This window comes from Streptomyces cavernicola, from assembly GCF_029968035.1.
Lineage (GTDB): Bacteria > Actinomycetota > Actinomycetes > Streptomycetales > Streptomycetaceae > Streptomyces > Streptomyces cavernicola.
In genome coordinates, this window is the sequence record NZ_JASCIQ010000076.1 from 1 (window position 1) to 12,757 (window position 12,757).

Sequence of the window (12,757 nt, forward strand, 5' to 3'; positions counted from 1 at the left end):
CATCCGCTCCCTGGCGATGCTGCGCACCAAGCACGCCGATCTGCCGTTCCGTAAGCACGGCAACCCGCCCCAGTAACCGGAGACCTAACGGGAGCTCAACCCCCCTGAAACAATCCGGAGTCGCTGTTTTAGCGGTAGGTCGGAGCGGTAAACCGGGGCACGCGACGGGTGATCTCTACCAGTATCAAATGCCTTTAAATGGACGTAACTTGCCTGTAGTTGCACTCGTAGGCGGCTGCCGATCCGCCTGTGGGCGGGTAGCAGGGTGATAGAAACCATCTACCCGGTTTTCTGTTGACAGGGTGTCCGGTATCAATTTGAATCAGTGCGGTAGAGGTCGCCCCGCGAGCGGCACCCACTTCAGGGGGAGTAGCTGTGGACATCGAAGTACTCGGCGCGCTGTCCGTGCGCGAGAACGGAGCTTCTATCACGCCTACGGCTCCCAAGCCGCGGCAGGTGCTTGCCCTGCTTGCGCTGTACGCCGACCGCGTGGTGCCCGTCGCCACGCTGATGGAGGAGCTCTGGGGCGACAACCCACCGCGCAGCGGGCGCACCACTCTGCAGACGTACGTCCTGCAACTGCGGGACCTCATCGCCACGGCCCTGGAGAACGAGCCGGACCCGGCGCAGGGTTCGGAAGAGAAGGGGGAGCGGCGCGCCGCCAAGGACGTGCTGGTGACGATGCCCGGCGGGTATCTGCTGGCCGCCGGCGGCGGGCGCAGCGACGTACGCGACTTCGAGAAGCTCGCGGGCGCCGGGTACCGGGCCATGGACGCCGGCGATCACGCCGGTGCCGCGCGGCAGCTGCGCGCGGCGCTGGCGCTGTGGTCCGGGACCGCCCTGGCGGACGTACACGCAGGACCGCAGCTGGAGATGGAGATCAAGCGGCTCGACGAGAGCCGGCTGTGCGCCCTTGAGCAGTGCATCGAGGCCGAACTGGCCCTCGGGCGCTACCGCGAGGTCCTCTCCGAACTGACCGTCCTGGTGAGCAGGTACCACACACACGAAAGCCTGCACGCCCAGTTCATGCTCGCGCTCTACCACTCGGGGCGGCGCAGCGAGGCCCTCGAGGTCTACGGGCGGCTGCGCGCCACGCTCGTCCGCGACCTCGGCCTCGAGCCGTCGGTCGGGCTGCGCAGGCTGCAGCAGTCCATCCTCGCGGCCAGCGACGAGCCGGCCGCGAAGGCGCCCGGCGCGGCCAGGGCCGCCCGCACGGCCAAGGAGCGGCTCGCGCCCCTGCATTGAGCCCGGCCCACCGAGAGGCTCGACGAGGTACGGAGGACCCGTGAAGATTGAGGTTCTGGGCGCGCTGAGAGCTGAGGTCGACGGAGAGTCGATCGTCCCGACGGCCGGCAAGCCGCGGCAGATCCTGTCCCTGCTCTCCCTGTATACCGGGCAGGCGCTGCCCGTCTCCACGTTGATGGAGGAGCTCTGGGGATCCAGTCCGCCGCAGAGCGGGCTGACCACGCTGCAGACCTACATTCTGCAGTTGCGCCGGCGCCTCGGCGCGGCGTTGGGGCCCGACTCGACCTGCACGGCCAAGGATCTGCTCACCACCCGACACGGCGGCTACCTGCTGCGGGTGCCGGCGGAGGCCGTCGATGTGCACCAGTACGAACGTCTGGTCGCGCAGGGGCGGGCAGCCACGGACGCCGGGGACGACGGCACCGCGGCCGACCGCTTCCGGCAGGCTCTCGCCCTGTGGCGCGGTCCCGCCCTCGTCGACGTACAGGCGGGATCGGTCCTCGAAATCGAGGTGCTGCGCCTGGAAGAGAGCAGGCTCGGCGCCGTCGAATGGCGGATCGACGCGGATCTGCGGCTCGGCCGGCACTGTGAACTCCTGCCGGAACTCACCGAGTTGACGGCCCGTCACGATCAGCACGAGGGGCTGCACTCACAAGCCATGCTCGCCCTGTACCGAGCCGGCCGACAGGCATCGGCCCTCGAGGTCTACCGCAGACTGCGCTGCCGCCTCGTCGAGCGGCTCGGCGTCGAGCCCTCACCGCAGGTGCAGCGGCTGCACCAGGCGATGCTGGCCGTCGACCCCAAACTGGACGTCGTCGCCGGCCCGCGGCGCGTCTCGACCTTCGACCTGTACGCGGTCTGAGTCCGCCCGGTGTTGCCGGCGGGGCGTGCCCGGGGGCCGCTCCAGGCGGAGTGGACGCGGACCCGGCCATGCCTCGAGCGGCTTCGTGGACGCTGTGCTGACTGCCGCCGCTCGACGGGAACGTCGACCGCGTGCCCTGCACACCGCTGTCGGGCGGCCTGATCGCCGAGAGAAGGTGGTCCCGGTGCCGCGTGAGCGGGTACGACGGCTGTCCCAAGCCATCGAGGTGGACGCGCCCGCGGGGGTTGTCTACACGTTGATCGCCTCGGCCGAACGCCGACCGCTGTACTTCGCGTCGAACGTGTACGTGGAGCGGCTCGACTGGTACGACGTCCGCGGACCCAGTGAGCGGCTGCGGGTATGGGCCCTCGCCGACGGAGAAGTCAGATCCTGGACGTCCGACCGCGTCCAGGACTCCGCACGGCGCACGCTCTCCTTCCGCCACGACCGGAACACGGAGCCCGCGGCGTCCACGGGCGGCACGGCCTCCGTGCAGCCGCTGGGCCCCGATCGCTGTCGGCTGACCGTGGAGCACGCCCTCACCTTCCCTGACGACAGCCTCGAAGGCGCGGCGTGCCTGGAGCGGAACATCACCGCCACCACCCGCGCCGATCTGAAGAACCTGCGGTTCCTGGCGGAACGGTGGGACCGGCTCGACGAACTGCTCCTGTCGTTCGAGGAGTCCGTGCGGATCGAGGGGCCCGCCGAGCGAGTCCACAGTTTCCTGTACGACGTCGAGAGCTGGTTCAAGCACCTTCCGCACGTGCGCGGGGTCCACCTGACCGAGCCTCAGACCGGCGTCCAGAAGGTCACCATGGCCCTCGACGCGGACGGCGGCACGGAGCAGGACATCACGTCCGTACGGCTGTGCTTCCCGCACGCCGGACGCATCGTGCACAAGGAGACGAAGCCTCGGAAGCTGCTCGCGGCGCACTGCGGCGAGTGGTCGATCGTCTCCGACGAGAACGGCGCCACCGTCACGTCCCAGCACCACGTCGTGCTGCGCGAGCAGGATGTCGAGCAGGTGCTCGGGCCGGGCGCCGGCCTCGGGGACGCCCGCCGCCATGTGCGCGCGGAGCTCGGCGACGAGACCGTGCGGGCGTTGCACCTGGCCCAGGAGCACGCCGAGTCGGCCGGACGTGCGGCCTGACGACGGGGTCTCCACGCGGCTCCGCACGGGTGCGCGCCGCGGCCCCTTGACGGCGAGTCCACCCGCACCTGGAATCGGCTCGAGGAAACCGGGCGCGCGGACCAGCCACCTCTGTACCTCGAGCGAGGCTCCGGCGGCGGAGCTTCGTATGGGAGAGACATCCCGGCGCCCCAGGGCCCGGGACCACGGGTGGGTTGGGTAGGGAGGATGCGCATGGCATGGCAGTGCGCAGGGTGCTCGGTTGCCGGCCAATGGTGCCCACGCCTTGACGGAAGGGGGGCTGGGGCGTCGCGGTCGGCTTGTGGTAGCGCGGCGGCCCCGTATCGCCGATGACCTCCACATGGCATGGGAGCGGGTCGCTGACCGCGGTGCTCGCCCTGGGCGGTGCCGAGCGGCAGGCTACGTCCACTCTCGAACTGCGCGGCCCGCTGGACCCGTTGCTCCTCGACGCCGCCCTCGCCCGGGTCGCCGTCGACCGGCCCGAGCTGCGTGAGGAGTGTCCCCGGATCGTGCGGCAGGGCCCCGACCGCCATGTGCTCGAACTCGCCGCGCCCTACCCGGCCGGAGTCCTCGCCGACCTGGTCACCGCCGCCGCGGGCGTATCCGGGGCCCGGACGGCGGAGCTGCCCGAACCGCTGGCGCTCACGCCGCTGCAACGGGAGCTGCTCGCCGACCCCCCACGCCACCGCAAGCAGCAGATCGGGCAGCTCCTCTGGCGCTGGCACGGCCGCCTTGACACCACCCGGTTCATCGCCGCATGGCAGTCCGTCTTCGACCACGAAGCGGTGCTGCGCACGGCGTTCGTCTGGGACCCCGGGCCCCGGCTCGCGCTGCACGCCGGCGCCCGTCCCGACGTCGTACGCCACCCGCACGGCTCACTCACCCGAGAGGCCCTCGTCGAAGAGGAGCGGGCGCGTGGCTTCGACCTCGGGCGCCCCGGGCTGCTGCGGGTCGCCCTGCTGGACGGGCCGTCGCCGTGGCCGGACGAGGTGGCGTCCACGTCGTACACGGACGTCGTCCTCACCTATCACCAGGGTCTGCTCGACAGCTGGAGCGTGGGGCTGCTGACCCGGGAGTTCTACCGCGGCTATCTCACCGAGGGCCGCCCGCAGGGCCGGGAGCGCCGCCCCGACCTGCGCGACTACCGGCACTGGCTGGACACCCAGGACCCGTCGGCCGCCCGGGACTTCTGGACGTGCCAGGGCCGCGGTCCGGGCAGCGGACTGCCGCGCGCCCGAAGCGGCGTCGCCACCGGCGGCCTCGGCACGGGCCGTGCGCAGCTCCGGCTCACCCCCGACGAGGCGGCGCGGCTCAAGCACTGGGCAGCGCGGTGGGGGGTCACCGAGAGCAGCGTGCTGCAGGCGGTGTGGGCGATGCTGCTGTTCCGGGCCGATACGGCGGCCCGTGGCCCTGCCCCGGTGCGCTTCGACGTCACCGTGTCCGGCCGTGGCATCCCGATGGACGGCATCGCGTGCTTGCCCGCGCCCGTCGACAACCCGCTGCCCATGACCCTTCGGGTGGACCCGGCGGCCACGGTTCCCGCTCTGCTGCGGGCCGCGCGCGACCGGGCCCTGGGCATGGCGGCGTACGAATGGGTCTCCGCCGGGCAGATCACGGGCTGGCTCGGAGACGACGCCGGCGCCGGATTCTCCGACACGGTGGTGTCCTTCGAGCACTGGCCGAGCCGGCTTGAGGGCCTGGAGACGGAACTCGCCGCGCACGGCCTGCGCGTGGCGGACGTCGAACCGGTGGGCGGGTGGACCGGCTGCGCGATGAGCCTGGTCGCCCGCTACGACAGCCAGGGAGGCCTCGTCCTGACGGCGGTCCACGACCGTGCCCGGCTGCGCGACGACCACGCGGCCGGGATGCTGGCCGACAGCGCCCGACTGCTGCGCGAACTGCCGTGCGAGGCAGGGGAGTCGACCCCCGTCGCCCAGCTCCTCGCGGGCCTGACGGGCACCGATGTGCCACGTGTGTACGACAGTCCTGTGGACCCGGAGGGCGGGAGCCTGGTGCAGCTGCGCGGGGCGGCGCGGCCGGGCGCCGGCACGGTCTGCCTGATCGCCCCGCCCGGGGCCCCCGGTACGAGCCATGCGGCGCTGGCACGCCGCTACCGGGGGCCCGAGGCGCTGTCCGTGCTGTGGGCGGACCCCGACCGGCTGCCGGAGTCGCTTGCGGCTCTGCGTCAACTCCTCACCGTGGGCGGCCCGTTGGTACTCGGAGGCTTCGCCGGAGCCGGGGCACTCGCCTGCGAACTCGCCGGGCACCTCGCGGCGGAACTCGGCGAGGCGCCGCTCGTGGTGCTCGGCGCCGGGACCAACGCCGGTGACGGCCGTATGCGGCAACTGGCCCGTGAGCTGGGCGCCGCGGCCCGCATGTCACGGTCGCCGCGCTGCCGGACGCGCGACTCAGGGCCCGACCACGGTCGTACGCGTCGACAGGGCGCGCCCGGCTCCGGGGTTCCGCCGAACGCGGCACCGCACAGCTGACGGGCGACGGCCTCGTCAGGGCTGCAGGCGGGTGATGTCCCAGCCCTCGGCCGTCCGGTCGTAGCGCAGGCGCTCGTGCAGGCGGTCCGTGCCGTTGGACCAGAACTCCACGCGAGCCGGCTCGAGCCGGTAGGCGGCGTAGGTCGCCGGGCGCGGCAACGGCCGCTGTGGTTCGCCCAGTTGCAGGGCCCTGGCCCGCAGCGCATCGACGTGGTCGAGGCCGGTGAGCGGGCTGCTCTGCCGGGACGCGGTGGTCATGGCGTGGGTGAACACGGGCCGGGCGTACCAGAGTTCGTCCGCCTCGGCGTCGGACAGCCGGTGCACGGGCCCGGCGAAGGTGAGCTGCCGGCTGGTCTCCCGCCAGTACAGGACACCGGACGCCCAGGGATTCGCGGCCAGCTCCCGGCCCTTCTGGCTGTCGGCGTGGGTGGTGAAGCCGAGCCCGGCGTCCGTCACGGAGGAGAGCACCACGGTGCGCGAGGAGGTGCGGCCGTGGGCGTCGGCGGTCGCCAGGGCCAGGGCGCGGGGCTCGCGCACCCCGTGTTCGACGGCGGCCTTGAGCCAGGCGGCGAACAGACCCATGGGCTCGGGCGGCGGTGCGAGGAACTCGGGGAAGGGCGCCTCGATGTCTGCGGTGAGCGACTCGGAGCGCGTGCGCGGTGGTGTGGACCGGTCAGACATGCAGCAACCCTTCGATGGTGACGACGCCGGGGCCGAAGACGTCGACGGAGTCGACCCGTTCGCCCCGGCCGTGCACGAGCGCGCCCATGGGCGAGGGCCGGCCGATCTCGACGCCCTGGGTGATCTCGATGTGCTGCCCGTACGCGGCGAGGCCGTGCCGGGCGAGGTGCAGGGCGATGGGCCCGGCGGCGGAGCCTGTGGCGGCGTCCTCCACGACGCCGTACGCGGGCGAGAACATCCGATTGCGCCAGGAACTCCCGTGCCCCGCAAAGCAGTTGGCCGCCATGTCGGGAAAACGGGCCAGGGCGCGGTGGTCGGGGTCCAGCTTCGACAGGGCCTCGACGCTCTCCAGGCCGACGAGGACGTGGCGCGGGCCGTTGCGGTAGATCTCCACCGGGAGCGTCGACGCGCCGATGCCGAGCGCAGCGAGGAGTTCGTCGGCGCGGTCGAAGGGCTCCCATTCCGGCACCGGCTGGCGCATGCCGGCCGCCACTGTGCGGCCGCCCTCGCGGTCGAGCTCGAAGGGGATGACGCCCATCGCGGTCTCGATCCGCAGCCGGTCTCCTCCGGTGCGCTCGCCCAGGGCGATGGCGGTGCCGAGCAGCGGGTGGCCCGCGAAGGGCAGCTCGTTGACGGGGGTGAAGATCCGTACGTGGGCGTCGTGTCGAGCCTCGCGCGGCCGGAGCACGAACGTGGTCTCCGAGAGGTTCATCTCCCGCGCTATGCGCTGCATCAGCTCGCCGGTCAGGTCGTCGCTGTCGAAGAACACCGCGACCGGGTTGCCGCTGAGGGGTTCGCGCGCGAAGGCGTCGACGACCACGTACCTGTGCATCCGTTCGTTCTCCTTCGTTCTTCAGGCGGCGCGGGCGGGCCGGGCCGGGGTGAGCAGCCTGGCAAGGCCGGCGCCGAGGATGCGCGGCCCCTGCCGGGTGAGCACGGACTCGGCGTGGAACTGCAGCGAGGCGAAGCCGGGCCCGCGCAGTGCGTGCACCTCGCCGGTGGCCGGGTCCCGGCTGATCCGGACCGGGCCCACCCCGTCGGCGAGGACCACGTCGTCCTCGCTGTGCAGCGAGAAGGTGTTGTAGAAGCCGACGTGTTCGGCGGTCCCGAACAGGTCGATCTCTTTCTGTACGCCCTGGTTGGGCACCGCCCTGCGGTGCAGCGGCAGGCCGAGCCGGAGGCCGAGGACCTGGTGGCTGAGGCAGACCGCCAGGAACGGCCGACACTCGCGCAGCAGCGTGTCCACGGCCGTGTGCAGATGCCGCATCTTGGGGTGCGCGGTGTCCCGCGGGTCCCCCGGGCCGGGGCCCATCACGACCAGGTCGTGCGCGTCGAAGGCGTACTCCTCGTCGTACCGGCGCACCGTCACGGCGAGGCCCAGGGAACGCAGTTGCTGCCCGATCATCGAGGTGAAGGTGTCCTCGGCGTCCACGACGAGGACGCTGCGCCCGGCCAGCTCGTCCGCCGCTGTCGTGCCGGGCGCGGAACCGGCCAGCCAGTAGGCGGCGATGGGATCGTTGCGCCGCTTCAGTGCCCGGCGCACGCTCGGGTGCCCGGCTAGGGGGCGTCTCCCCGATCTTGGCGGGCCCACGACGCCTGGCACGCTCCCCCAAGCTCTCGGCTCCGCTCGAGCAGGGAGGTGCCCCCTCGACGCCGCGGCCTGATCCGCAAAGATCGGGGAGACACCCCCTGGCCGCTGCGTGCCGTCGCCGCCGAGCGCGGCCACGAGGCCGGCCGCCTTGGCGCGGGTCTCGGCGGCCTCGGATGCCGGCTCGGAGTGCCGCACGATGGTGGCGCCGACGCCGATGCCGAGCCGCCCTCCGGGAGTGATGTCCGCGGTCCGGATGAGGATCGCGGAGTCCATGACGCGCTGCCCGGCGGCGTCCCGGCCGATGAGGGCCGCGACGCCGCTGTAGTAGCCGCGGCCGCCCGGCTCGTAGCTCTCGATGGTCCGGCAGGCGCTCTCCAGGGGGCTGCCGGTGACGGTCGGGGCGAACATCGTCTCGCGCAGGATGTCGCGCACGTCGCGGTCGGTGTGGCCCTCGATGAAGTACTCGGTGTGCGCGAGCCGCGCCATCTCCTTGAGGTACGGGCCGACGACGCGCCCGCCGTCCGGGCAGATGCGGGCCATCATCTTGAGTTCCTCGTCGAGCACCATGTACAGCTCGTCGGTCTCCTTGCGGTCGTCGAGGAACGCGAGGACGCCTTCGAGCGTGGGGCCGGAGGCCGGGTAGCGGTAGGTGCCGCTGATGGGGTTCATGACGGCCCGGCCGCCCCGGAGGCTGACGTGCCGCTCCGGTGAGGCGCCGACCAGGGTCCGGGTGCCGGTGTGGACGAGGAACGTCCAGTGCGCCCCGGACTCGCGGGCCAGGAGCCGGCGGAACAGGGCCGGTGCGCTGTGCGGACCGTAGTCGGTGATGTCGGCGACGAAGGTCCGCTTGATGACGAAGTTGGCGCCCTCGCCGGTGCCGATCATCTCCTGCACGACGCGGCGCACGACGTCCTCGTACGCCGCGTCGTCGAGGTCGAATCCGCCGCCGGCCAGCGGCGTCGGCACGTCCGGGAGCCGGGTCAGGGCCTCGCCGAGCGGCAGCTGCTGCTTGCCGGTCACGGTCATCGCCACCAGCGGCGTGTCGTCGTCGGCGCAGGCGAAGCCGCGCTCGGCGAGCTGCCGGTAGGGCAGGAGGACCAGAACCTCGTCCCTGGCGCCGGTGCCCTGGTCCGGGGGCAGCGGGATGTCGGCCAGGCCGGTGGGCAGCGACACCGGGCCCGTCAGGACGTCCACGACGCCGGAGCCGGTGGTGCCGGGCCGGTGCAGCAGGGCGTACGCGCCCAACTTCCCTGCCATGGCCCGGCCGAGCAGGTCGTCGGGCGCCTGGTGGCCGGCGGGCGCGAGCGGGCCGTACGTCATGCGAACACCTCCTTGGCCGTGGTGACCCGCGAGCAGCGCCCGGCGGCGTACTCGAGGGCCGAGCGGTGGTGGCGCTGCGAGAAGTCGGCCGTGGCGTCCGCGACGAAGAACGTCTGGATGTCGTGGCTGAAGGCCTCCACGGCGGTGGCGAGCACTCCGACGTGGGCGTAGACGCCGCACAGGACGAGCTGGTCGCGGCCCTGTGCGCGCATCCACTCCAGCAGGTCGGTGCGGAAGAACGCGCTGTAGCGCCACTTGGTGAGCATCCGGTCGTGCGCGGCGGGCGCGAGCGCGTCGACGACCTGCCGGTCCTCGGGCGCGGTGCGCATGCCGGGGCCCCAGAAGTCCTTGAGCAGCCCGCGCTGTTCGTCGGTCATGCCGCCGGGCTGGGCGGTGTAGGCGACCGGGACGTCGCGGCCCGCGCAGCGCTCGCGCAGCAGCGCCGTATTGCGCACCAGGTCCTCGCGCAGGGTTTTCGGCAGCGGCTTGAGGAAGTAGCGCTGCATGTCGTGGACGAGCAGGACGGCACGGGCGGGTTCGGCGCTCCAGCGCACGAGGGGCGCGGGCAGGTCGCCCGCCGCGGGCAGCGGATACGGGCTGATGCGGGGTATGCCGGTCATGGCTTCACTTCCTGCTGGCTCAGGCGGTCCAGGCCGCGACCACGGTCTGGGCCTGAGACGGGTTGAGGCGGGGGTCGCAGTGCGAGGTGTAGCGCTCGCCCACACTGTCGAGGTCCGCCTCGGTGCCGGCGCACTCCGTCACTTCGTCGGGCGTGGTCTCCAGATGCAGTCCGCCGGGGACGCCGCCCGCGCTGCGTACGGCCGTGACGAAGCGGGCGACCTCGCGCGACACGGTTCCGACGAGCCGGGTCTTGTGGCCGCTGGGCGCGGTGACGGTGTTGCCGTGCATGGGGTCGCTGAGCCAGACGGCCCGGTGGCCCGCGTGGCGTACGGCCTCGACGAGGCGCGGCAGCCGGGCGGCGACGAGGTCGGCGCCCATCCGCGCGATGAGGGTGAGCCGTCCGGCCTCGCGCCACGGGTCGAGCCGCCGGCACACGGCGAGCAGTTCGTCGACCGCAGTGGCCGGGCCGACCTTGCACGCCACCGGGTTGCCGACCTGGGCGAGCAGGGCGACGTGGGCGCCCTCGGCCTGGCGGGTGCGCTCGCCGATCCATGGCCAGTGGGTCGAGCCGAGGAACGGCCGGCCGGCCGCGTCGGTGCGGACCATGGGCAGCTCGTAGTCGAGGAGCAGCGCCTCGTGGCTGGTCCAGATCCGGCGCGGTGCCGTGGCGCCGGCCGCGGTGGACCCTGCCGCGGTGACCTCTTCCGCGGCGGTCCCTGCCGCGGTGGCTTCGGCCCGGTCCAGGTGCTCGACGATGTCGCGGGCGGCCATGTAGCCGGTGAGGATGCGCAGCGGGTCGGGGCGGCGGCTCTCCTCGTCCGGTTCCGGGCCGTTGACCATGTGCCCCCGGAAGACGGGAAGTTCGACGCCGCCGACGGTCTCGGTGGGCCGGGAGCGGGGCTTGGCGAACTGGCCGCCGATGCGTCCGGCGCACACGACGGGCTTGCCGGTGACGCCGCCGAGCAGACCGGCGAGCAGGTCGAGCAGGGCGGCCTTGCGGGCGACGTGCTCGCGCGTGCACTCGCCGGGGTCCTCGGCGCAGTCCCCGGCCTGCAGGACGAGGGCCTCGCCGCGGGCCACCTCGGCGAGGCGGCCGCGCAGCGTGGCGAGTTCGCCGGCGCGTACGAGGGCGGGGCGGGCGCGGAGGGCCTCGCCCACCCGGCGTACCTGTGGCAGATCGTGCCATTCGGGCTGCTGCAGTGCCTCGCGCATCATGCTGCCCCGTATGCGCACGTCGTGCGTGCGCATTCCCCGTTTGACGTTCTGCATGACGCTCCGATCCGGCAATATCGGTTGTTGGCACAGCGACGAGGTCATTTCATGCGAGTGCAGGGGCGGCGAGGCCGAGTGCGCGGTCGGCTGCATTCCCGGCGAATTGCCCTCGTGCCGGGCGATGCCGCACTCGATGGTGCGTCAGCGAAAAGGCGCGTGCAAGTAAATCCATGAGCGGACGACAAGCGCTCGAGGCGCAGTCCACCGGCGTACTGGCAGACCATTTCGCCGGATGGTCGGCGGCGCCGGCCGGGCGCGGGCCTCGCACCTTATGCGCGCGGCTCCCCAGGAGACAACGGTGTCTGAGCTGCGGCGCGAGCAGGGCTTGAGCGATGGTCAGGCCGCGGGGCCGCCGCGGGCCGGACGACGCCTGCCCCACATGCGTGTTCTGGCGGGAATTGACGGCTTTTCAAATGCGCGCTGTCGAACCTTGGATGAACCTAGGGCCTTCCCCGTAACGGCGATGGATTCAGATTTTCGCGCCGCTAGATTATGGCTCTCGCGTATCGCAGGCACGTTGACACCCGCGATTGCTCGTGGAACGGTCAAGCTCCTCCATGGAATTGCATCAGGAGTGCTGGATCCCGCGCCGCCATCGCGTTCTTTCCCATGTGCCCCGTCATCCGGGTCCGACTGCACGCCCTCCCCGGATTCGATTCATCCACGGTCCACCTCACGAAGGGAACCTCATGGAGTTTGGTGCATGCCCAAGAGGGCACGGCCAGAAAATCCCCACCGCCCCCGGACCCTCCCTCTGCACCGCTTGCATCAAGCAGGTGGAGCGCAACCTGCGCGCCCTGCCGAGCCTGTACCAGGAAAGCCTGCACCACATGGCGCCGTCGACCAGGCGGGGCGGCAACCCCACGAAGGTGTCCGGGAGCCGTGCGCGGGACCAGCTGAACGTGGCCGCGCTCGACGCCCGTTACAACATCGCCGCTGTCCTGGGGGCCTGGGCGGAGGTCGTCGTGGAGGAACGTGCCGTTCCCGCACCGGACCGCTCGGTCACGTCCCTCGTGCGCTTCCTGGTCCACCACCTGGACTGGCTGACCGCACAGCCGCCGGCCGCCGAATTCGCGGACGAGGTCGACGGCCTGCGCCTCGACCTGGTGCGGGTCATCGACCCCGAGCACGGCAACCACCGCCCGCTGGTGACGGCATGCGTCGTCGACGACTGCACCGGGAGCATCGTCGCCACGCCGCAGTACGCCGGGAGCGCGGTGCAGGGCAGCATCGGCTGCTCCTCCGGTCACTCCTGGGAGATGCGGGAGTGGCTCACCTTGAGGCATCTCATGAACCGGCAGCGGGAGGGCGTCGCATGACGAACAGCAGACCGCCGCGGCACAGGCTCGTTCCGACCGATGTCGCCGCCCTCGCGGCGGGCGTGTCCGAGGCCACCATCCGCAAGTGGGTGAGCCGCGGCAAACTGACGCGCTACGGCGTACCGGGCCGCTCGGAGTTCGACATAGAAGAGCTCACCGAGATCGCGTTGCGGCGTCAGAACGGGCCCCGCGGAGGCGCCAACTGCC

11 protein-coding genes are annotated in these 12,757 nt (G+C 72.2%); 6 read left to right on the forward strand and 5 right to left on the reverse strand.

The genetic code is table 11. The features are described from left to right. Positions 1-375 precede the first annotated feature (375 nt). The 4 genes from QIS96_RS37095 to QIS96_RS37110 all read left to right on the forward strand — a co-directional run bounded on the left by QIS96_RS37095 (position 376) and on the right by QIS96_RS37110 (position 5,746). On the forward strand, positions 376-1,245 hold the full coding sequence (locus QIS96_RS37095) for an AfsR/SARP family transcriptional regulator (protein WP_282547292.1): 870 nt from the start codon (positions 376-378) through the stop codon (positions 1,243-1,245). 40 nt (positions 1,246-1,285) lie between these two features. After that, the gene (locus QIS96_RS37100) at positions 1,286-2,107 is read left to right on the forward strand and encodes an AfsR/SARP family transcriptional regulator (RefSeq protein WP_282547293.1); all 822 of its coding nucleotides are present in this window, start codon (positions 1,286-1,288) and stop codon (positions 2,105-2,107) included. Between the two features lie 184 nt (positions 2,108-2,291). Further along, the gene (locus tag QIS96_RS37105; RefSeq protein ID WP_282547294.1) at positions 2,292-3,257 is read left to right on the forward strand and encodes an aromatase/cyclase; all 966 of its coding nucleotides are present in this window, start codon (positions 2,292-2,294) and stop codon (positions 3,255-3,257) included. A gap of 329 nt (positions 3,258-3,586) precedes the next feature. Continuing rightward, a complete protein-coding gene (locus QIS96_RS37110; RefSeq protein ID WP_282547295.1) occupies positions 3,587-5,746 on the forward strand; it encodes a condensation domain-containing protein in 2,160 nt (719 codons plus the stop codon). 15 nt (positions 5,747-5,761) lie between these two features. Here QIS96_RS37110 and phzG read toward each other — a convergent pair whose 3' ends face one another. Genes phzG through QIS96_RS37135 form a run of 5 tightly spaced genes read right to left on the reverse strand, consistent with a single transcriptional unit; the run spans position 5,762 to position 11,207 of the window. Then, a complete protein-coding gene (gene phzG, locus QIS96_RS37115) occupies positions 5,762-6,427 on the reverse strand; it encodes a phenazine biosynthesis FMN-dependent oxidase PhzG (protein ID WP_282547296.1) in 666 nt (221 codons plus the stop codon). Then, complete coding sequence (locus tag QIS96_RS37120) at positions 6,420-7,259, reverse strand: PhzF family phenazine biosynthesis isomerase (RefSeq protein WP_282547297.1); 840 nt, start codon at positions 7,257-7,259, stop codon at positions 6,420-6,422. The genes phzG and QIS96_RS37120 overlap by 8 nt, the downstream gene beginning before the upstream one ends. 21 nt (positions 7,260-7,280) lie before the next feature. Continuing rightward, positions 7,281-9,338 (reverse strand): anthranilate synthase family protein, encoded by a 2,058-nt coding sequence (locus QIS96_RS37125; protein WP_282547298.1) that lies wholly within the window; start codon positions 9,336-9,338, stop codon positions 7,281-7,283. After that, a complete protein-coding gene (locus QIS96_RS37130) occupies positions 9,335-9,958 on the reverse strand; it encodes an isochorismatase family protein (protein WP_282547299.1) in 624 nt (207 codons plus the stop codon). The genes QIS96_RS37125 and QIS96_RS37130 overlap by 4 nt, the downstream gene beginning before the upstream one ends. A gap of 19 nt (positions 9,959-9,977) precedes the next feature. Further along, positions 9,978-11,207, reverse strand: coding sequence for a 3-deoxy-7-phosphoheptulonate synthase (locus QIS96_RS37135; RefSeq protein WP_282547300.1), 1,230 nt, complete (start codon positions 11,205-11,207; stop codon positions 9,978-9,980). Between the two features lie 800 nt (positions 11,208-12,007). Between QIS96_RS37135 and QIS96_RS37140 the strand changes: the two genes are divergently transcribed. Together QIS96_RS37140 and QIS96_RS37145 are read left to right on the forward strand one after the other, a co-directional pair. Beyond that, positions 12,008-12,550: a hypothetical protein gene (locus QIS96_RS37140; RefSeq protein ID WP_282547301.1), complete on the forward strand. Its 543-nt coding sequence runs from the start codon at positions 12,008-12,010 to the stop codon at positions 12,548-12,550. Further along, positions 12,547-12,757: MerR family transcriptional regulator (locus tag QIS96_RS37145; RefSeq protein ID WP_282547302.1), on the forward strand; the 211-nt coding region annotated here is incomplete at its 3' end. The genes QIS96_RS37140 and QIS96_RS37145, both read left to right, overlap by 4 nt.